General features: G+C 69.4%; 20 protein-coding genes. 8 read left to right on the forward strand and 12 right to left on the reverse strand.

Annotated elements, in window-relative coordinates:
* Positions 1-294: 294 nt before the first annotated feature.
* From AC04MD_RS05420 to AC04MD_RS05440, 5 genes are all read right to left on the reverse strand, one after another.
* Positions 295-2067 (reverse strand): DUF885 domain-containing protein, encoded by a 1773-nt coding sequence (locus AC04MD_RS05420; RefSeq protein ID WP_475496293.1) that lies wholly within the window; start codon positions 2065-2067, stop codon positions 295-297.
* Positions 2068-2328: 261 nt separating this feature from the next.
* Positions 2329-3225 (reverse strand): ParB/RepB/Spo0J family partition protein, encoded by an 897-nt coding sequence (locus AC04MD_RS05425; protein WP_475496294.1) that lies wholly within the window; start codon positions 3223-3225, stop codon positions 2329-2331.
* Complete coding sequence (locus AC04MD_RS05430) at positions 3225-4022, reverse strand: ParA family protein (RefSeq protein WP_162338963.1); 798 nt, start codon at positions 4020-4022, stop codon at positions 3225-3227. Before AC04MD_RS05430 ends, AC04MD_RS05425 begins: the two co-directional genes overlap by 1 nt.
* 185 nt (positions 4023-4207) lie before the next feature.
* Entirely contained in the window at positions 4208-4864 is a 657-nt protein-coding gene (gene rsmG, locus AC04MD_RS05435; protein WP_475496295.1) for a 16S rRNA (guanine(527)-N(7))-methyltransferase RsmG, read from the reverse strand.
* Positions 4861-5487 (reverse strand): 4'-phosphopantetheinyl transferase family protein, encoded by a 627-nt coding sequence (locus AC04MD_RS05440; protein WP_475496296.1) that lies wholly within the window; start codon positions 5485-5487, stop codon positions 4861-4863. Before AC04MD_RS05440 ends, rsmG begins: the two co-directional genes overlap by 4 nt.
* Before the next feature lie 175 nt (positions 5488-5662).
* Between AC04MD_RS05440 and AC04MD_RS05445 the strand changes: the two genes are divergently transcribed.
* Positions 5663-5920 carry a GlsB/YeaQ/YmgE family stress response membrane protein gene (locus AC04MD_RS05445; protein ID WP_055939203.1) on the forward strand — a complete coding sequence of 86 codons (258 nt, stop codon included), beginning with the start codon at positions 5663-5665 and terminating at the stop codon, positions 5918-5920.
* 115 nt (positions 5921-6035) lie between these two features.
* On the opposite strand, the gene xth is transcribed toward AC04MD_RS05445, so the two are convergent.
* The 5 genes from xth to AC04MD_RS05470 all read right to left on the reverse strand — a co-directional run bounded on the left by xth (position 6036) and on the right by AC04MD_RS05470 (position 11146).
* Complete coding sequence (gene xth / locus AC04MD_RS05450) at positions 6036-6806, reverse strand: exodeoxyribonuclease III (RefSeq protein ID WP_475496297.1); 771 nt, start codon at positions 6804-6806, stop codon at positions 6036-6038.
* Between the two features lie 67 nt (positions 6807-6873).
* Positions 6874-7392, reverse strand: coding sequence for a hypothetical protein (locus tag AC04MD_RS05455; RefSeq protein WP_475496298.1), 519 nt, complete (start codon positions 7390-7392; stop codon positions 6874-6876).
* A gap of 101 nt (positions 7393-7493) precedes the next feature.
* On the reverse strand, positions 7494-9050 hold the full coding sequence (locus AC04MD_RS05460; RefSeq protein ID WP_475496299.1) for an MFS transporter: 1557 nt from the start codon (positions 9048-9050) through the stop codon (positions 7494-7496).
* Between the two features lie 75 nt (positions 9051-9125).
* Positions 9126-9614: a hypothetical protein gene (locus AC04MD_RS05465; protein ID WP_475496300.1), complete on the reverse strand. Its 489-nt coding sequence runs from the start codon at positions 9612-9614 to the stop codon at positions 9126-9128.
* Between the two features lie 5 nt (positions 9615-9619).
* Entirely contained in the window at positions 9620-11146 is a 1527-nt protein-coding gene (locus AC04MD_RS05470) for a coniferyl aldehyde dehydrogenase (RefSeq protein ID WP_475496301.1), read from the reverse strand.
* A 49-nt stretch (positions 11147-11195) separates the two neighbouring features.
* Between AC04MD_RS05470 and AC04MD_RS05475 the strand changes: the two genes are divergently transcribed.
* On the forward strand, positions 11196-11756 hold the full coding sequence (locus AC04MD_RS05475) for a gamma carbonic anhydrase family protein (protein ID WP_475496302.1): 561 nt from the start codon (positions 11196-11198) through the stop codon (positions 11754-11756).
* A 37-nt stretch (positions 11757-11793) separates the two neighbouring features.
* Complete coding sequence (locus AC04MD_RS05480) at positions 11794-12171, forward strand: VOC family protein (protein WP_475496303.1); 378 nt, start codon at positions 11794-11796, stop codon at positions 12169-12171.
* A gap of 10 nt (positions 12172-12181) precedes the next feature.
* Here AC04MD_RS05480 and AC04MD_RS05485 read toward each other — a convergent pair whose 3' ends face one another.
* Complete coding sequence (locus tag AC04MD_RS05485; protein ID WP_475496304.1) at positions 12182-12820, reverse strand: Pr6Pr family membrane protein; 639 nt, start codon at positions 12818-12820, stop codon at positions 12182-12184.
* A gap of 10 nt (positions 12821-12830) precedes the next feature.
* A complete protein-coding gene (locus AC04MD_RS05490) occupies positions 12831-13115 on the reverse strand; it encodes a YkgJ family cysteine cluster protein (RefSeq protein WP_475496305.1) in 285 nt (94 codons plus the stop codon).
* Between the two features lie 161 nt (positions 13116-13276).
* On the opposite strand from AC04MD_RS05490, the gene AC04MD_RS05495 reads away from it, so the two are divergent.
* Genes AC04MD_RS05495 through AC04MD_RS05515 form a run of 5 tightly spaced genes read left to right on the forward strand, consistent with a single transcriptional unit; the run spans position 13277 to position 18707 of the window.
* Positions 13277-13957 carry an RDD family protein gene (locus tag AC04MD_RS05495; RefSeq protein WP_475496306.1) on the forward strand — a complete coding sequence of 227 codons (681 nt, stop codon included), beginning with the start codon at positions 13277-13279 and terminating at the stop codon, positions 13955-13957.
* Positions 13954-14952 (forward strand): stage II sporulation protein M, encoded by a 999-nt coding sequence (locus tag AC04MD_RS05500; protein ID WP_475496307.1) that lies wholly within the window; start codon positions 13954-13956, stop codon positions 14950-14952. The genes AC04MD_RS05495 and AC04MD_RS05500 overlap by 4 nt, the downstream gene beginning before the upstream one ends.
* Positions 14942-16513 carry a DUF4129 domain-containing protein gene (locus AC04MD_RS05505; RefSeq protein WP_475496308.1) on the forward strand — a complete coding sequence of 524 codons (1572 nt, stop codon included), beginning with the start codon at positions 14942-14944 and terminating at the stop codon, positions 16511-16513. Before AC04MD_RS05500 ends, AC04MD_RS05505 begins: the two co-directional genes overlap by 11 nt.
* The gene (locus AC04MD_RS05510; protein WP_475496309.1) at positions 16510-17709 is read left to right on the forward strand and encodes a DUF4350 domain-containing protein; all 1200 of its coding nucleotides are present in this window, start codon (positions 16510-16512) and stop codon (positions 17707-17709) included. Before AC04MD_RS05505 ends, AC04MD_RS05510 begins: the two co-directional genes overlap by 4 nt.
* Positions 17706-18707: an AAA family ATPase gene (locus tag AC04MD_RS05515; RefSeq protein ID WP_475496310.1), complete on the forward strand. Its 1002-nt coding sequence runs from the start codon at positions 17706-17708 to the stop codon at positions 18705-18707. The genes AC04MD_RS05510 and AC04MD_RS05515 overlap by 4 nt, the downstream gene beginning before the upstream one ends.
* Positions 18708-18812: the final 105 nt, after the last annotated feature.

Raw genomic sequence — 18812 nt, forward strand, 5'->3', positions numbered from 1 at the left:
CTGCGGACAGGTCGGACACCACGCGATACGGCAGGAAAACCGCTGCTGACACAAGCCGGAATCGCGCTTCCGGCCGCAGATCCGGCCATGCCGGACGCAGAGAGCCGGCGATTATGCCGGGGTTTCCCTTGTCCTGCAAGCACTTAGGCGCGGGCCCGCCCTGCAGGACGGGCTTCGGCCCCGACGCGCGGTGTTCCCCGCGCCAACCTCTGGGTCCAGACCGCCCCGGTCGGGGCTGAAGCCCCTCCTACAGGAGGCCGGCGGCACGGGGCAGGCCAAGGCCCAGCCCCGCGGTCAGGGTGCGGCGGCGGCCGGCTTGGCCGGGCCGGCCTTGCTCTCGGCGATGAAGGCGCGGATCTGGCTTTCCAGCACCGGCAGGGTCACCGAGCCCTGCTTCAGCACGGCGTCGTGGAAGGCCTTCACGTCGAACTTCGGGCCCAGCGCCTGCTCGGCCTCGCCGCGCAGGCGGACGATGGCGATCTCGCCCAGCTTGTAGCTCAGGGCCTGGGCGGGCCAGGAGATGTAGCGGTCCACCTCGGTGGTCACCTCGTGCTCGGACAGGGCGGTGTGGTCGCGCAGGTAGGCCAGGGCCTGGTCGCGGGTCCAGCCCTTGTGGTGCACGCCGGTGTCGATGACCAGGCGGGCGGCGCGCCACATCTCGTAGGTCAGCCGGCCGAAGTCCTCGTACGGCGTCTCGTAGATGCCCATCTCCTTGCCCAGCTTCTCGGTGTACAGCGCCCAGCCCTCGCCGTAGGCGGAGATGTAGTTGTCGCGGCGGAAGGCGGGCTGTTCGCCCTGTTCCTGCGCCAGCGCGGCCTGCAGCGAATGGCCCGGCGAGGATTCGTGCAGGGTCAGCGCCGGCAGGTTGTACAGCGGGCGCGACGGCAGGTCGTAGGTGTTCAGCCAGTAGGTGCCCAGGCCGCCGCGGCCGGCGGTCCAGAACGGCGCGATGTCGGCCGGCACCTCGACGATGGTGAAGCGCCCGCGCGGCAGCGTGCCGATGACCTTGCCGACCTCGCCGTCCACGCGCTTGGAGATCCACGCGGCGCGGTCGAGCAGTTGCTGCGGCGTCTTGGCGTAGAACTGCGGGTCGGTGCGCAGGAAAGTCAGGAACTCGGCGAACGTTCCCTTGAAGCCGGTCTGCTTGATCACGTCCCGCATCTCGGCCTGGATGCGCGCCACTTCCTTCAGGCCGATCTGGTGGATCTGCTCGGCGCTGAGGTCGAGCGTGGTGTATTCGCGGATCTGCTGGGCGTAGAACGCCTTGCCGCCGGGCATGGCTTCCGCGGCGAGTGTCGTGCGCGCCTGCGGTACGTACTCGCTGCGGAAGAACGTCAGCAGCGTGCCGAACGCCGGCACCACCTGCTGGCTGATCGCTTCGCGGATTTCCTTGCGTAACGCCTCCTGCTCGGCCGCCGGGATGCCCGCCGGCATCTTCTTGTACGGCGCATAGAATGTGGACTGCTCGGGATCCGTCAGCTCCGCCACCGCGGCGATCGACACGTCGCGTCCGTCCAGCACCGCGCGCGGCACGGTGAAGCCGCGCTTCAGGCCGCTGCGCATGTTGGCGATGTGCTGGTCGAAATAGCGCGGCACGTCGCGCAGGCGTGCGGCATACGCGCGGTAGTCGTTCGCCGTCTTCATCGGCCGGCGCGCCATGAACGACAGGTTCGACCAGAACGAGGAGTCGGAATTGAACGGCATCTCGTAGGCGCCCAGGCGCACTTCGTCGGCCAGGTTCTCCACCTGCGGGCGGTAGATCGCCAGGTTGATGCGGTTGTCCGGCGACAGCGCCTTCACGTCGATGCCGTCGAGGTCCTTCAGCACCTGCTCCCATACCTTCAGGCGCGCCTGCTGCGCCTCGGCGCCGACGTCCGGCAGGCGGCGCTTGTCGCCGCTGGTGTCGGCGTCCTCGTCCGCCTGGCCGGTCTGCTCCTGCCGCCACTTCCACTCTTTCTCGTACAGCGCCTGGAAGCGCTTGTCGGCGTCGGAGGGGGCGAAGGCGAGCGCGTGCAGCGGTGCGCAGGCAAGCAGCAGGGCGGCGGTGCGGAGGTTCAAGGCGGGCATCCGGTGGAAGCGGAAACCGGATGGTAATGCAGGGATCGCTGGCGCGACTGTGCCGGACGGGGGGAAAGGCGTTGCGCGTGCTGTAGGAGCGACGTGAGTCGCGACCGCACGTCTTCCGTCATCAGATCGCCTGGACGGACACAGGTAGCGAAGGCGACAAGACAGCGGCACGCCATCGGGGTCATCGCGATGGATAGCGCCATCAACGGCGCTCATGCGTTGCGGTCGCGACTTACGTCGCTCCTACAGGAAGCCGGAGCCTCAGCCTTTCGGGCGCAGGCGCTCGAGCACGCCGTCGAGCGTGTCCAGGTCGGTGTACTGGATGATCAGCTTGCCCTTGCCGCCGCGGCCGTGGGCGATGGTGACGCGGGTGCCGAGGCTTTCGGACAGCTCGGTTTCGAGCGAGGCGATGTCGGGCTGCGGCGCGGCCTTCATCGGCTTGGCCTTCTTGCCGGTGACCGGCACCTTGCCGGCGGCGAACTGCTGCGCGCGGTGTTCGACTTCGCGCACCGACCAGCCCTGTTCGGCGGCTTCGGAAGCGAGCTTGCTGGCCAGGTCCGGCGACAGCGTCAGCAGCGCGCGGGCATGGCCCATTTCCAAGCGTCGCGCTTCCAGCAGCGCGCGGATCGCCGGTGGCAGTTCCAGCAGGCGCAGCAGGTTGGACACCGCGGCGCGCGAGCGGCCGACGGCTTCCGCCGCTTCGGCGTGGGTCAGCGAGAATTCGTTGATCAGGCGCTGGAGCGACTGCGCTTCTTCCAGCGGATTGAGGTCTTCGCGCTGGATGTTCTCGATCAGCGCCATCGCGATGACGGTGCGGTCGTCCAGCTCGCGCACCACCACCGGCACTTCGGCCAGCCCCGCTTCCTGCGAGGCGCGCCAGCGGCGCTCGCCGGCGACGATCTCGAACTTGCCCGGCGACAGCTCGCGCACGACGATCGGCTGGATCACGCCCTGCGCCTTGATCGATTCCGCCAGCTCGCTGAGCTTGGAGGGATCCATCGCCATGCGCGGCTGGTACTTGCCCGGCTGCAGGTGCGCGACCGGCAGCGTGCGCAGCGCCTCGCCCGGCTGGGCCTCCGGCGGCGGCGTCTCGGCGGCCTTCGGGCCGAGCAGGGCTTCCAGTCCGCGACCCAGGCCGCGCTTCTTCGGGGCGCTCATCACGCGTGCTCCATGTGCTGCTGTTGCTTCTTGCGGTCGGCCGCGCGGCGCAGGATCTCGCCGGCCAGGCCCAGGTAGGCCACGCCGCCGCGCGAGGCGCGGTCGTAGCCCACGATGCTCTGGCCGTGGCTGGGCGCTTCGGCCACGCGGACGTTGCGCGGCACGATGGTGCGGAACACCTTGTCCCCGAAATGCGTGGTCAGCTCGCCGGAGACGGCATTGGCCAGGTTGTTGCGGATGTCGAACATCGTGCGCAGCACGCCTTCGATCTCCAGGCCGGGATTCAGGCGCGCGCGCAGCGCGTCGATGGTTTCCATCAGCGCCGACAGCCCTTCCAGCGCGTAGTACTCGCACTGCATCGGCACCAGCACCGAATCGGCGGCGGTCAGCGCGTTGAGCGTCAGCAGCGACAGCGCCGGCGGGCAGTCGATGATGATGAAGTCGTAGTCGCCTCGGATCGGCTGCAGCGCGCTCTTCAGGCGCTGCTCGCGGCCGTCGGATTCCATCAGCTGGATCTCCGCCGCGGTCAGGTCGATGTTGCCCGGCATCAGGTCGAAGCCTTCGGCCGTGGTCACCACCGCGGCCTTCGCATCCACCTCGCCCAGCAGGACGTCGCAGGTCGAGGCTTCGACCTCGCGCTTGTCCACGCCGCTGCCCATCGTGGCGTTGCCCTGCGCATCCAGGTCGACCAGCAGCACCCGCTGCGGCGCGCGCGCCAGCGCGGCGGCCAGGTTCACGGCGGTGGTGGTCTTGCCGACTCCGCCTTTCTGGTTGGCGACGGCGATGATGCGGGCCATGCGAGGGCGCCTTATCGAATCCGGGGTGAGGGGGGATTATGCGGGGTCGGGAGCGGGCGTGCGAAATCATCCCAACGGACGCACGGGCGGCGTCAGGGCATCAAGCCACGTTTCCGCAGGATGGCGCCCGCATGCGCTCAGTCAGATCAAGGAGTTACATCGTGCACACCGGCGCGGCGCACGGGTCAGTCGCGACGGACGACCACCATGTGACGCTCGCCGACCAGGCCGGGTACGGCCAGTGGCTCGATCGTGGCCACCGACCAGCCGGCGGGCAGCGCCGCGATCTCGTCGTCCGGTCGCACGCCCTTCATCGCCAGCAGCGTGCCGCCGGGTTTCAGCAGGTGGCCGCCCACGTCGATGATGCCGGCCAGCACATCGAGCGCGCGCGCGGTCAGCGCGTCGTAGGCCTGCGGTTCGTCCAGCGCTTCGGCGCGCGATTCGGCGACGCGCGCGTTGTCCAGCTTCAGCGTGCGCACGGCCTCGCGCAGGAAGCGCGCCTTCTTGCCGTTGCTTTCCACCAGCGTCACGCGCAGGCCGGGCTTGGCGATCGCCAGCGGAATGCCGGGCAGGCCGGGACCGGTACCGAGGTCCGCCAGCGCACCGCCGCGCGCCGCGAGTCCGTCGACGAAGGGATGCATCGCCAGCGAATCCAGCAGATGGCGCGTGACCATCTCGCGCGGGTCGCGGATGGCGGTGAGGTTATAGGTCTTGTTCCAGCGGTCGAGCAGGGCCAGGTAGGCCAGCAGGCGCGGTGCCAGCGCATCGGCGTCGAGCCCCAGCGTGCCGAGGCCGCGGTAGAGGTCGTCGCGCAGGTCGGCGGGGAAGGCGGTGTCGTTCATCCCGGCATTATCGCAGGCCGCCACGCGGCGCCGCGCGGATGCCAGGCCAGGGCCGCGCGGTAACCGGGCGCCGGCGCCCATTCGTGCAGATGCCAGTCGTCGGCACGCCCCAGTGCGGGATCGCAGGCGGACAGGCGCGCGCCGTCGCCGTCGAGCCGGATATGGAAGCGGTGCAGGCCAAAGGAGATGCCCTGGCCGTGCGCCTTCAGTACGGCTTCCTTGGCGCACCACAGGCGCAGGAAGGCCAGCGTGCGAGTGTCGTCGTCGAGCGACAGCAGCCAGGCGGTCTCGTCGGGGTGATAGAAACGCTGCGCCAGCTCCATCGCGCGCGGTCGGGGACGCAGCCGTTCCACGTCCACCCCCAGTTCGATGTCTTCGCCCAGCGCCAGCAGCAGCGCCTCGCCGCTGTGGCTCCAGCCGGTCTCCAGTGCATGCAGGGGCGCGATGAAATGCGGGCGTCCCTGTGCGTCACGGGTGATCGGCAGCGCATGCGGCGCGATGTCCAGCACGCGGGCGAGCTGCTCGCGTGCCGCGGGTTCGCCACGTTGCCGCGGGGCGTGCGGCAACAGCCACAGTGCGATGCCGTCCAGCCGCCAGTCCGCCGGCGCGTCGCGCCAGTTCATCCGGCCATGGCCACGGCGTGGTGCGGCACAGCGTGCATGCACGCAAGGATGGCGCTATGAAACGCGGGCACGGACGCTTCCCCCATGTGGAATCACGACGGATTCACGTCGTAGGTCGAAGATGCAAGCGTGCCCCGCGCCATGGGGTCCTGTCCATCAAGGGAGAAGCGACGAAATGAATTTTCTCATCTATCTGATCGTGGGTGGCATCGCCGGCTGGCTGGCCAGCATCGTGATGAAGCGCGACGGCTCGCAAGGCATCATCCTGAACGTCGTGGTCGGCATCATCGGCGGTTTCCTGGGCGGTTGGTTGCTGCCGACGCTGGGGCTCGGACTCGGTGGCGGCTGGGTCGGCTTCCTGCTGACCGCCTTCATCGGTGCCGTCGTCCTGTTGTTGATCGTCAACCTGTTCACCCGCGGCCGCGCGAGGTAACGGTTCCGCTGCGGCCGCGTGCGCGTTCGAGACGCACCCAGGGTCCGTGGCAACGCAAAGGCCCGGCTATCGCCGGGCCTTTGCTCATTCTGGAACGGCTGTCGGCACGCGGGGATCAGCCGCCCAGCCGCACCCACGCCGGCGCGTGGTCGCTGGGACGCTCCCAGGTACGCGGTTCGCGGTCGATGCCGGATTCCACCGCATGCGCACGCAGCGCATCGGACACCAGCGTCAGGTCGATGCGCAGGCCCAGGTTGCGGCGCAGGCCGCCCATCCGGTAATCCCACCAGCTGTAGACGTTGGCTTCGTCGCTGTGCAGGCGGAACGCGTCGTGCAGGCCCAGCGCGTACAGCCGCTGCAGCGCCGCGCGCTCGGCGGCGGAGGTCAGGATGTGGTCGTCGTTCCAGACCTTCGGATCGAACACGTCGCGGTCGTCCGGCGCGATATTGAAATCGCCCATCACCACCAGCTTCGGATGCGCCTGCAGCTCGCTGGCGATCCAGTCGTGCACCGCGTCCAGCCAGCGCAGCTTGTAGGCGTACTTGTCGGTGCCGACGTCCTGGCCGTTGACCACGTAGAGATTGATGACGCGGACTTCGCCGACCGTCGCTGCGATCACTCGTTTCTGCTCGTCCTCGAAGCCGGGAATGCCCACCTGCACATCGCCGATCGGCTCGCGCGACAGCAGCGCCACGCCGTTGTAGGTCTTCTGCCCGGCGAACACGCTGCGGTAACCCGCCTCCGCCAATGCGGTGTCGGGAAACTTGTGGTCTTCCAGCTTGGTTTCCTGCAGGCCGACGATGTCCGGCGCGAACGCGCCCAGCCACTGCGTGAGGTGCGGCAGGCGCACGTTGAGCGAATTGACGTTCCAGCTGGCGATCTTCATGGTCGGAGTCCTGGGGAATGGGAGCCGTGTGTCGTTGATGTCACCAACGCCTGCGTTCGAACGTGCTTCAGGGGGCGCCGTTCGTGTAGACGTCGACATGCCGGATTCCATTGTCCTCCTTGAAGGTATAGACCACATCGAATCCTGCGTCCTGATTTCTCATCATGATGGCCGTCAGTCCCTTTCCCGGTTCTGCAGGTGGTCCTATCTGTCCACGGTAGTACCGCACCTTGAGTCGCCGCAGCGCGGGCCAGAACTCCGTTCCATAGGGCGTCGACACAGGCACCGGATACCGGATCCAGCACGTTCCTTTCTTGCTGATCCTCAACACGTATTCGGCATCGTGCTGTCTTGCGCGATAGAAGGTGGCGTGATCCCGTGCAGCGATTTCCTCCTCCCGGGGCGTTTCCGGCGGCCGCGAAACGAATCGGCGCTCCAGCAGCGCCGTATCCATCGGTCTGCTTTCCAGCCTGGGCAGAACGCAAAGGTCGACGAAATCCACCAGTGCTTCCGGCAAATCGTGGGCGAGCGCGGTCGGAGCAAGTGCCAGCAACGGCATCAACAGCAGACCTGTGGCGGCACGCATCCCGGCGTCCTTTGTGCTTGCGGACCGGCATCGTAACCGGAACCGCCTGCGCGTTTGTCGCACAGCCGCCCGGCGGATCGGATCCCGGCGCCGTCATGGCTCTACATGTCGCTCACGCCATCGTGGATCGGACCCACGCCGTGAGCGTCGCCCTCGCGCATCAGTCGCGCGGCCATCCACGCGGCAATCAGCATCATCACCATGCCGAACACGGCGATGGCGCGCATCGCGCCGGTGAAGGCGGTGCGTGCAGTATCGGCGACTAGCGTTCCAGCCGCGCCTCCGAGTTCGCCGGCCACCGTGACCGCGCCGCCCAGCGTCGACAGCGCGCGGGTCGCGTCCGCATCAGGCAGCGCCGCAGGCAAGGCGGGTTCCAGCCACAGCCGGTAGGCCAGCATGCCGAGACTGCCCAGGATCGCGATGCCCAGCGCACCGCTGAGTTCGGCGCTTGTCTCCGCCAGGGCGGACGCGGCACCTGCGCGCTCCGGTGGCGCCGTGGTGATGATCAGTTCGTTGCCGACGGTAAACACCGGCGCCATGCCCAGGCTCATCGCCAGCATGCCGGCGATCAGGACCCATAGCCCGTACGGCGGCACCACCAGTGCGGTGATGCCGAAGCCGAGCGCGGCGAACAGCAGGCCGCGCACCATCACCCGGCGCGCGCCCCAATGGCGAGCCAGTCGCGGCGCCAGCAGCGAGCCGACAGTGAAGCACACTGACCACGGCACGGTCGCGATGCCGGCCTGCAGCGGCGTCAGGCCCAGCACCAGCTGCAGGTACTGCGTCATGAAGATGTACACGCCCATCATCGACAGGCCGGCCAGCGCGTAGGCGACGATCGCGGCGGAGAACGCCGGCCGCTGGAACAGCGTGACGTCGAGGAAGGGATAGGCCAGGTGCTTCTGCCGGCGCACGAACAGCACGCCCAGCGCCACGCCCACCAGCAGCACCGCGATGCCGCGCGGATCGACGCCGTACTCGGCGATGCGCTTCAGGCCGTAGACCACCGCCAGCACCGCGAACAGCGATTGCACCATGCTGAGCGGATCGAGCTTGCCGGCATCGGGATCGCGGTACTCGGGCAGCAGCGTCGGTCCCAGCACCAGCAGCAGCACCATCACTGGCACCGCGGCCAGGAAGGCCGCGCCCCACCACCACCATTGCAGCAGCAGGCCGCCGACCAGCGGGCCGATGGCGCCGCCGACCGAGAACGCGGCGATCCACACGCCGATGGCGAACTGGCGTTCGTGCTCGTCATGGAACATGTTGCGGATCAGCGACATCGTCGACGGTGCGAGCGTGGCGCCGGCGATGCCGAGCAGGGCACGCATCGCGATCAGCATGTCCGCGCTGCGCGAGAACGCCGCCAGTATCGACGCCAGCGCGAACGCCGCCGCGCCGATCAGCAGCAGCTTGCGCCGGCCGATGCGGTCGCCCAGTGTGCCCATGGTGATCAGGAAGCCCGCCACCAGGAAGCCGTACACGTCGACGATCCACAGCAGCTGGCTGGCGCTGGGGTCGAGCTCGGCGCTGATCGCCGGCAGCGCCAGGTTCAGCACGGTCAGGTCCATCGCATAGACCATGCAGGGCAGGGCGATGGTGGCCAACCCGATCCATTCGCGGCGGGTGGCTTTGGCGGGTACGGGCGTGGTCGACATGGCGGTCCGTCAGTGAGGTGTCATTCCGTTCGACGAACGGGTGGGGCGCGTTTCGACGAAGCGTACCGACTTGCCTCAGCCGCCTTCCACGTCCACCCGGATGTGCGGGCAATGTCCCGCCAGGTCCCGCGCCCACTCGATGGCGTCGTAGGGTACGCCGCGTTCGGACGGGAAGCGCAGTGGCGCGTCATCGTGGTCGTACAGGAGAATCCGGTCGTCGCTCTCGTCCGCGCGCCGCACGCGGATCCGCGCGATCCGGTCCAGTGCGATCGCATGTTCGCCGGGGGCGATCTCGTCGTCCCACCACCACAGCGTGCGCGCCTCCAGGTCCAGCCGACTGCCCCAGCGACGCACATGCACCAGCATCACCAGCGCGGTGCCTGCAAACACGAAACCCATGACGAAGACCACCGGTACCAGCCATGGCGCGCACTCGCGTCCACTGGGATCGCAGTTGCTGGCCGGATCCACGGTCAGGCCGGCGTACACGAACATGCCGCCGACCAGCAGCATGTAGACGCGCAGGTCGGTGCGGGTGCTGCTGCTGCGGACGAGTTTGCGCATCGGTCCTAGCGGATGATGAAATCGATGAACCGCGCGACCTTCGAGTACGGCGGCTTCAACAGATCGCTGCCGGCGCGGCGCGGTTGCCACAGCACGGGCAGCGCCTTGCTCATCGCATCGAAGCCCGCGCGGCCGTGGTAGGCGCCCATGCCGCTGGGGCCGATGCCGCCGAACGGCAGCGCGTTGATGCCGAAATGCAGCACGGTGTCGTTGACGGTGACGCCGCCGGCCAGCGTATTGCGCAGGATCGTCTCCACGCGTCCGCGATCATGGCTGAAGGGATACAGCGCCAGCGGCCGATCGTGCGCGTTGACGTAGGCGATGGCCTCGTCCAGCGAGTCGACGGTGCGGATCGGCAGGATGGGGCCGAAGATCTCGTCCTGCATGACCTTCGCGTCGTCGCCGGGCTCGATGACGACAGTGGGCGCGAACAGACGCTGCGTGCGGTCGTGTTTCGCTGCCAGCGGGATGACCTCGTGGCCTCGCTGGCGGGCATCGTGGAGGTAGCCGTCAAGCCGCGCGAACTGGCCGTCGTTGATGATGCGGGTGAAATCACCAGCCTCGGACAGGTCGCCGTAGCGCGCTGCGACTTCTTCCCGCAGCGCCTGCACCAGCGCATCGCGGCGCTGGCGGCCGACCAGCAGCACGTAGTCCGGCGCGATGCAGGTCTGCCCGCCGTTGAACCACTTGCCCGTCGCCAGCCGCGCGGCGGCCTGGTCCACGGGGAAATCGTCGCAGACGATGGCCGGCGACTTGCCGCCCAGTTCCAGCGTCAGCGGCGTCAGGTTCGGCGCTGCGGCGGCCATCACCTTGCGGCCAACGGACGTGGAGCCGGTGAACACCAGATGGTCGAACGGCAGTGCGGCGAACGCGCCCGCCACCTCGGCACCGCCGGCGGCGACGCTGACACGTTCCGGCGGGAATACTTCCGACAGCAGCGAACGCAGGAACGCGGTCGTGCGCGGGGTGTGCTCCGACGGCTTCAGGTAGACATGGTTGCCGGCGGCGATGGCGGTCGCCAGCGGAATCAGGGCCAGGTTGACCGGGTAGTTCCAAGGCGCGATGACGCCGACCACGCCCACCGGCGCCTGCCGGATCTCCGCGCGGGCCGGCCAGAAGCGCCAGCCCACGCCGACGCGCTTGGGCTTCATCCAGCGGCGCAGGTGCGAGGCGAGGTGGTCGATCTCGTTGAGCACCGTCATGCCGTCGGCGATCAGGGTTTCATGCCGCGAGCGGTGGCCGAAATCGGCGGCGATGGTGTCGGCCATCTCCGGCAGCCGGCGCTTCAGCGCATCGCGCAGCCGCTGCAGGTCGTCGCGGCGTTGTGCATGGTCCGGCTTGCGCGCCTGCCAGGCCTGGCGCAGCCGCTGCAGGGTCGGCGCGAGATCGGCGACCGGCGTGTCTCCGTCCGGCGCGGGCGCGGTGTGTCCGGCGCCGGTGGCGGTCTCCGCCGAGGCCGCCGTGATCGCGGCGTTGGCGGCGGTGATGGCCGCGTTCGCGGCGGTCGTGGCGGCATGCGGGAAGGTCGTCATGGCCGGAGTGTATGCCTTCGTTCCGGAGCGGGCGCACTACAATCCGGGCATGGACCCGAATCTGACCGCCCTGCGCCCCTACCTTGACCGCTTTCCCGTCCTCGGGCCGCGCGTCTACGTCGATCCCGCCGCCACCGTCATCGGCGATGTCGAACTGGCCGAGGACGTCTCCGTCTGGCCGGGCACCATCCTGCGTGGCGACGTCAACTTCATCCGCGTCGGTGCGCGGACCAACGTGCAGGACGGCACCATCGTCCATGTCAGCCACCACAGCCCCTACAACAAGGCCGGCTATCCGACCCTGATCGGCGCCGACGTCACCATCGGCCACGGCACCATCATCCATGCGTGCACGATCGAGGACCTGTGCCTGATCGGCATGGGCGCCTGCATCCTCGATGGCGCGACGGTGAAGAAGTACGGCTTCCTCGGCGCCGGCGCGGTGCTGGGCCCGGGCAAGGTGGTCGGCGAGGCCGAGCTGTGGCTGGGCAATCCCGCCCGCTTCGCGCGCGCGCTGACCGACAGGGAAATCGAAAGCCTGCATTACTCGGCCGGGCACTATGTGAAGCTGAAGGACCGTTACCTGCAGCCAACACCGCCCGCGGCATGATGACGGCGGCGCGCTCCGCGCCGCATGGGAGGTTCGCATGGCATGGAAACCGCACGGCTACACGTCGGTGGCTCCGTATCTCGTCGTCGATGGTGCGCAACGCACGATCGACTTCCTCGTCACGGTGTTCGGCGCCGAGCCGCTGCGCATGCATCCGATGGGCGATCGCCTGGGCCACGGCGAGGTTCGCATCGACGACACCGTGCTGATGCTGGCCGACGGCATGGACGGCTGGCCGCCCATCGCCAGCCACGTGCATCTCTACGTGCCGGATGTCGATGCGACCTGGACGCGCGCGCTCGCCGCGGGCGCCGAGGCGGTGCAGGCGCCGGAAGAGAAGGGCGACGGCGACCGCCGTGGCGGCTTCCGCGATGCCGGCGGCACGACCTGGTGGATCTCCACGCAGGTCGAGTGAGCCTGCGCGGTCAGCGTGTCGGCGGCAGCCGGCGGTCGATCGCCTGGAACGCGAACGCGGTTGCCAACGCCGCCACCAGGATGATCGCGATGGTAAGGCCCACCTGCCCGTAGCCGAGTTTGTCGGCATTGAGGAACGGATACGGATACCAGCCGGTGATCGCGCCGTGCACCATGGTGTAGGCCAGCCAGGCGACGGGCCAGGCGAACGCCCAGCGGATCGTGCGCGCGTCGATCCGTGGCCGCGGCCCCAGCGCCAGCCAGCCGAGCAGCGTCCACACCGGCGAGAACTGGTGGAAGCCGGCATTGATCCAGATGCCGATGCCGCTGGGATGCACGAGTCCGGCCAGCAGCGTGGCGAACACCACGCCGGTCACCGCGATGCCGAGCAGCGCATCGAGGCGTAGCACGCGCCACAGCGCGCCGTCGCGGCCGGGCCGGATCACCAAGCTGATCGCCGCCGCGAGCACCAGCAGGTTGCTCTGCACGGTGAAGTAGCTGAAGAACCGCAGCAGCTTCGTCGCCAGCGGGACCGGCGCGGCTGCCGCGGTGGTGTTCACGTCCGGTCCGCCGCTCACCAGCAGGAACAGCTGTGCGACCACCGTCGCGGTCACCACCAGGGCGAGGACGAGGTTCCAGAAGCGTTGCATGCGACGTCTCCTAGCGAAGGGAAATCGGGATCGGTGCGGTCGCGCGTTCGAGCGCCGACAGCAGGGCCATCGCCTCGGCGCGACTGGCCCCGCACATGTCGGCACCGGGCTTCAGAGTGCCGCAGAACGCAGGCCGCTCGGGCCTGCCGAACAACCGGCAGCGCAATGCCTCGTCCAATTGCACGCACGGGATGCCGGCCGGCTTGCCCTGTGGCATGCCGGGGATCGGCGAGGTGATCGAGGGCGCCGTGCAGCACGCGGCGCAGCCCGACCGGCAATGGACGACGGAATCCATGATGTCGCGCAGTGTAATGTCGCTGGGCAAGGATGGCGTTCGCGGCTAAAGTCGTCACGCATGGGGAAGGCGCATGGACAGCGGGACTCGCAGGTTCCACCACATCGATCCGGTCGCGGCCACCGCGCTGCAGGCGGGACGCCGCCCGTGGTGAACGCGTGATGCTGGACACCTACCGCGAGGTGGTCACCCCCGAGGGCGTGGGCCTGCACCTGCCGGCGGCGGGCCCGGTGCCGCGTGCGCTGGCGTGGGGCATCGACCTGGCGATCCGGCTCGGCATCGTGATGGTCATGGCGATGCTGCTCGCCCTGCTGGGCAAGGTCGGCGAAGGCCTGCACCTGATCGTGGTGTTCCTGGTGTTCTGGGCGTACCCGATCGTGCTGGAATCGGTCTGGCGCGGGCAGACGCCCGGCAAGAAGGCGCTGGGGCTGCGCGTGGTGTCGGCCGATGGCGCACCGGTGGGCTGGCTGGCGGCGATCACGCGCAACCTGCTGCGGACCGTCGACATGCTGCCGTTCGGTTACGCGACCGGGCTGATCGCCTGCCTGGCCGACCCGCATGCGCGCCGGCTCGGCGACATGGTCGCGGGCACGCTGGTGGTCCATGCCGGGCGCGAGCGCAGCCATGTGCAGGCGCCGGCCAACACGGTGTTCGTACCGCCGGCGCAGCTGCTGCCGGAGGAGCAGGGCGCGATCGTCGCGTTCGGCGAACGCGCGTCGCAGCTCTCGGCCTCGCGCCAGGAGGAACTGGCCAATCTCGCCCAGCCCATCACCGCCGCACACGGGCAGGCCGGCGTGCAGCGCCTGTACGGCATGGCCAACTGGTTGCTGGGGCGGCGATGAGACAGGAACAGTTCGTCGCCCGCCACCAGCCGGAATGGCTCGCCTTCGAATCGTGGCTGCATGCGCGTGGCGAGAGCGCCCGGCGCGCACGCCGCGAGCGCAACACCGGCGAGCTGACCGACGAGGAGGTCCCGGCGCGCTACCGCCGCATCTGCCAGCACCTGGCGCTGGCGCGCCGGCGCGGCTACAGCCCGGTGGTGGTGGATCGCCTGCAGGCCTTGATGCAGGAAGGCCATGGCGTGCTGTACCGCACGCCGCCGCCGCGCTGGCAGCGCGCGGTGCGTTTCCTGCTGGCGGAGTTCCCGCGGCTGGTGCGCAGCGAAGCCGGCTGCATGTGGGTGGCGGCCGCGGTGTTCGTGCTGCCGATGGCGCTGATGTTCGTGCTGCTGCAGTTCCGTCCCGAGCTGGTGTACAGCATCGTCTCGCCCGAACAGGTGGCGATGTTCGAGCGCATGTACGACCCCAGCGATCCCAGCCATTCGCTGGGCCGCGAGAGCGGCACCGACTGGCAGATGTTCGGCCACTACATCTGGAACAACATCAGCATCGGCCTGCGCACGTTCGCCGGCGGACTGCTGGCCGGCGTGGGCGCGCTGTTCGTGCTGTTCGGCAACGGCCTGCTGTTCGGCACCATCTTCGGTCACCTCCAGCAGATCGGCTACGGCGATCCGCTGTGGCGCTTCGTCTGCGGGCATGCGCCGTTCGAACTGACCGCCATCGTGCTGGCGGGCGGCGCCGGCCTGCGGCTCGGCCTCAGCCTGGTGGCGCCCGGGCGGCAGCGCCGCCTCGACGCGCTGGCCAGCGCCGGTGCGAAGGGCGCGAAGCTGTGCCTGGGCGTGGCCTTCATGCTGCTGGTGGCGGCGTTCATCGAAGCCTTCTGGTCGTCGACCCAGTCCATTCCCGCCGCGGTGAAGTACAGCGTGTCCGGCGTGCTGTGGACGGTCGTGGCGCTGTGGCTCGGCGTCGGCGGACGCGGGGTGGCCGATGAGGATTGAGCAGCTGACGGTCCGCCTGCGCGCGCGTTCGGACTGGGAAGCCGTCGAGCTGGGCATGGCGCTGGTGCGCCGGCATGCGGGTGCGATCTGGAGGCCGTGGCTGTGGCTGTCGCTCGGCATGTTCGCGCTGCTCAACGCCGGTGCATGGTGGATCGACAAGCTGTGGCTGGCCGCGCTGCTGATGTGGTGGCTGAAGCCGGCGTTCGACCGCATCCCGCTGTACGTCATCTCGCGCGCGGTGTTCGGCAGCGTGCCGGGGACGCGCGAGACGCTGCGCGCGCAGCTGGGCTGGGGCATGCGCGTGCTTCCGCACCTGCTGACGTGGCGCCGTTTCAGCCCGGTGCGCTCGCTGTACATGCCGATCGACCTGCTCGAGGGCGTGCAGGGCGAGCGCCTGCGCCAGCGCCGCCGGGTGCTGGGGGGAATGGCCTACGGCACCGCTGTCCTGCTGACCTGGATCTGCCTGCTGTTCCAGCTGGTGCTGGTGCTGGGCGGCAGCGTCGCCGTGGTGATGTACCTGCCGCAGGACCTGCTGCCGGACAGCATGCAGGCCGCGTTCCGCGTGGTCGCCATCGAGTGGCCCACCTGGTTCCAGGTGGCCTGGAACGCGCTGATCTGGGCCGCGGTCAGCGTGATCGAACCGTTCTACGTCGGTGCCGGCTTCGGCCTGTACCTCAACCGGCGCACGCAGATCGAGGCCTGGGACCTGGAGATCGTGTTCCGCAAGCTGCGCGCGCGCCTGGCTGCCGCGACGCCGCTGGTGCTCGCCATGGTGATGTTCGCCGGCATGTCCGGTGTCGTTGACGCGCAGGAGCGCCACGGCGCGCCGCCGGCCCGGCCCGCGCCGCCGGCGGCGACGGCGCAGGACGAAGAGAAACCGACGCCGCCGACCCTGCCCATCGTGTTCGGCGAGCAGCGCGTCGACGACCGCGGTTTCCGCAAGGCGGCCGACAAGGCCTATCGCGATCCGCTGCTCGACCGCACGCACGTGCAGTCGAGCTGGGAGCGTCGCAATCCGGAGCAGAAGAAGCCCGACGACCCATCCGATCGCGACAACGCCTGGCTGTCCGGCATCGGCGCCGTGCTGGCGTTCATCGGCGAATGGGGGCTGTGGCTGGTGGCCGGCGTGCTCGTGCTGGCGCTGCTGTTGACCGTGCGCCACTGGTGGCCGTGGATGCGCGGCATCGCGCGGAGCGCACCGAAGGAGCCCGACGCGCCGCAGACCGACGCGCTGGTGTTGCCGGAGGTGTTGCCCGACGACATCGCGACCGCCGCGCGCGCACTGTGGCGCGACGGCCGTCCGCGCCATGCGCTGGCGCTGCTTTACCGGGCCAGCGTGGACAGCATGAGCCGGCGCGCCGATATCGTGCTGCCGCCCGGCGCGACCGAAGCCGAATGCCTGCGTGCGTCGCGTCGCATGCCGCAGGCGGAGGACCGGAACGTGTTCGCGCGTATCGTGCGCGCCTGGCAGTACGCCGCCTACGCGGAACGCCTGCCCGGCGAGGACGAGTTCGATGCGCTGGTCGGCGAGCTGCAGCAGCGCTACGGGTGGACGGCATGACGGCCGCGCGCCGCAACGGCCGCCTGGTGGGCGCGGGCGTGCTGGTCCTGCTGGTGGTGCTGGCGCTGCTGTTCGCGTGGTTCCGGCATACCTACCATCGCGTCGAGAAGACCCTGTACCTGCCGCCGACGGGCGAGGCCGCCTACAACCCGCTGTATGCGCTGGCGAAGACGCTGGAAGCCGATGGCGTGAAGGTCAATGCGCGCCAGCGCCTGATGCTGAACGACAACGCGCTGGCACGCGGCGACACGTTGCTGCTGTTCAACGATCCACGCGCGCTGTCGCCGCCCGAGGCCGAGCGCCTGCTCGCCTGGGTGGAGGAGGGCGGCCACCTGCTGATCCGCACGCCGCAATACTCGCCGGGCGAAGATCTGTCGGAGTCAAACGCGCCTCAGGCAGAGATGCTGGAGCTGCTGTCGGCCTGGCTGGTGGACGAGACGCCGTCCTGCGAAGACTTCCAGGTCGAAGGCGAAGGCCACCATGTCGAGTTCTGCCGCGGCCGCCGTTTCGCCTTCGACGAGGTGGTGCCCGAACTGGCATGGGGCGACCTGCAGGGCGGCTATGTCTATGCGCGCGTGGCGGTCGGCAAGGGCCACGCCGACATCCTGGCCGACTTCGATTTCCTGACCAATACCGCCACGCGCGGCTTCGCCCAGGAAGCGCTCGACGCGCCGCCGGACGGCGGCCTGCGCGACGGTCCGCACCGTGCGCTGGCGCGGCAGGTGCTGGCGCCGAACTACCGCCAGGGCACCATGCACCTGGTCTACGCGGCCGAGATGCCGTCGCTGTGGCGCACGCTGTACCTGCATGGCTGGATGGTGTGGGCGCCGCTGCTGCTCGCGCTGGTGGCCTGGCTGTGGATGCGCATGCAGCGGTTCGGTCCGCAGGTGCCGGCGCCGGCCGGCGAGCGCCGCTCGCTGCTCGAGCACGTGCGCGCCAGCGGCGAACACCTGTATCGCTACGGTCGCGGCGTGATGCTGTATGCGGCGGTCAGGCAGGCCTTCCTCGCGCGCCTGCGCCGGCGCGATCCGGTCGCCGCCGCGCTCACGGGCGAGCCGCAGGTCGCCGCCATCGCCGAGCGCACCGGCCACCCCGCCGACCGCATCCGCACCGCCCTCAATGTCCCTGCCTCGCACGACCGGCAGGCTTTCCGCGACCGTATCGCCCTGTTGATCCAACTGAGAAACCGCCTATGAACGACGAGACCGCCGCCGCGCCGCCCGCGCTCCCGCCGATGCCGCGCAACGCCTTGTCCGAGCGCGTCGAGGCCGTGCGCGAGGAAGTGTCGCGCGCCTTCATCGGCCAGCCCGACGTGCTGGACCAGATCCTGATCGCGCTGCTCGCCGGCGGCCATGTGCTGATCGAGGGCGTGCCGGGGCTGGGCAAGACCCTGCTGGTGCGCGCGCTGGCGCAGGCGCTGGAGCTGACCTACGCGCGCGTGCAGTTCACGCCCGACCTGATGCCCAGCGACGTCAGCGGACACGCCGTCTACGACCCGAAGACCGAGGCCTTCCAGATCCGCCGCGGCCCGGTGTTCACCAGCATCCTGCTGGCCGACGAGATCAACCGCGCGCCGGCCAAGACCCAGTCCGCCCTGCTGGAAGTGATGCAGGAAGGCCAGGTGACGATCGAGGGCAAGTCGTTCGAACTGTCGCCGCCCTTCATCGCGCTCGCCACGCAGAACCCGGTCGAGCAGGAAGGCACCTACCCGCTGCCGGAAGCGCAGCTGGACCGTTTCCTGCTGAAGGTGTTGATCGACTATCCGGCACTGGACGACGAGAAGCGCATGGTCGATGCGGTCACCACCGGACGTACCGCCGCCGACTTCGATCTCTCGCAGGTGAAGCGCGTGGTCGGCGCCGCCGAGATCGCGGCGATGCAGCGCGAGACCGCCGCCGTGCGTGTCGACCCGGAGGTCATCGACTACGCGGTGCGCATCGTCGCCGCCACCCGCAAGTGGCCCGGTATATCGCTGGGTGCCGGTCCGCGCGGCAGCATCGCGCTGGTGCGCGCCGCGCGCGCGAATGCCGTGTTGCAGGGGCGCGATTTCGTCACGCCCGACGACGTGCGCGACATCGCGCGACCGGCGCTGCGCCACCGCATCACGCTTGCCCCCGAACTGCAGATCGAAGGGCAGTCGCCCGACGACGCGCTGCGCGCGCTGCTGGCGAAAGTGGACGCGCCGCGGAAATGATCGTCCTAGCGGTTGCGACCGTCCCCCTGATCTGCCCCCTCCTCCGCCTGCGGGGGAGGGCTGGGGTGGGGGCGCGCGACCAACGTGATGGTGTGCATACGCATC

The sequence above is a fragment of the Pseudoxanthomonas sp. LjRoot206 genome (genome assembly GCF_056175725.1).

Coding starts and splice junctions, on each gene's coding strand:
- AC04MD_RS05420 (WP_475496293.1), bottom strand. CDS start 2,067: ATGCCCGCCTTGAACCTCCGCACCGCCGCCCTGCTGCTTGCCTGCGCA.
- AC04MD_RS05425 (WP_475496294.1), bottom strand. CDS start 3,225: ATGAGCGCCCCGAAGAAGCGCGGCCTGGGTCGCGGACTGGAAGCCCTG.
- AC04MD_RS05430 (WP_162338963.1), bottom strand. CDS start 4,022: ATGGCCCGCATCATCGCCGTCGCCAACCAGAAAGGCGGAGTCGGCAAG.
- rsmG (WP_475496295.1), bottom strand. CDS start 4,864: ATGAACGACACCGCCTTCCCCGCCGACCTGCGCGACGACCTCTACCGC.
- AC04MD_RS05440 (WP_475496296.1), bottom strand. CDS start 5,487: ATGAACTGGCGCGACGCGCCGGCGGACTGGCGGCTGGACGGCATCGCA.
- AC04MD_RS05445 (WP_055939203.1), top strand. CDS start 5,663: ATGAATTTTCTCATCTATCTGATCGTGGGTGGCATCGCCGGCTGGCTG.
- xth (WP_475496297.1), bottom strand. CDS start 6,806: ATGAAGATCGCCAGCTGGAACGTCAATTCGCTCAACGTGCGCCTGCCG.
- AC04MD_RS05455 (WP_475496298.1), bottom strand. CDS start 7,392: ATGCGTGCCGCCACAGGTCTGCTGTTGATGCCGTTGCTGGCACTTGCT.
- AC04MD_RS05460 (WP_475496299.1), bottom strand. CDS start 9,050: ATGTCGACCACGCCCGTACCCGCCAAAGCCACCCGCCGCGAATGGATC.
- AC04MD_RS05465 (WP_475496300.1), bottom strand. CDS start 9,614: ATGCGCAAACTCGTCCGCAGCAGCAGCACCCGCACCGACCTGCGCGTC.
- AC04MD_RS05470 (WP_475496301.1), bottom strand. CDS start 11,146: ATGACGACCTTCCCGCATGCCGCCACGACCGCCGCGAACGCGGCCATC.
- AC04MD_RS05475 (WP_475496302.1), top strand. CDS start 11,196: ATGGACCCGAATCTGACCGCCCTGCGCCCCTACCTTGACCGCTTTCCC.
- AC04MD_RS05480 (WP_475496303.1), top strand. CDS start 11,794: ATGGCATGGAAACCGCACGGCTACACGTCGGTGGCTCCGTATCTCGTC.
- AC04MD_RS05485 (WP_475496304.1), bottom strand. CDS start 12,820: ATGCAACGCTTCTGGAACCTCGTCCTCGCCCTGGTGGTGACCGCGACG.
- AC04MD_RS05490 (WP_475496305.1), bottom strand. CDS start 13,115: ATGGATTCCGTCGTCCATTGCCGGTCGGGCTGCGCCGCGTGCTGCACG.
- AC04MD_RS05495 (WP_475496306.1), top strand. CDS start 13,277: ATGCTGGACACCTACCGCGAGGTGGTCACCCCCGAGGGCGTGGGCCTG.
- AC04MD_RS05500 (WP_475496307.1), top strand. CDS start 13,954: ATGAGACAGGAACAGTTCGTCGCCCGCCACCAGCCGGAATGGCTCGCC.
- AC04MD_RS05505 (WP_475496308.1), top strand. CDS start 14,942: ATGAGGATTGAGCAGCTGACGGTCCGCCTGCGCGCGCGTTCGGACTGG.
- AC04MD_RS05510 (WP_475496309.1), top strand. CDS start 16,510: ATGACGGCCGCGCGCCGCAACGGCCGCCTGGTGGGCGCGGGCGTGCTG.
- AC04MD_RS05515 (WP_475496310.1), top strand. CDS start 17,706: ATGAACGACGAGACCGCCGCCGCGCCGCCCGCGCTCCCGCCGATGCCG.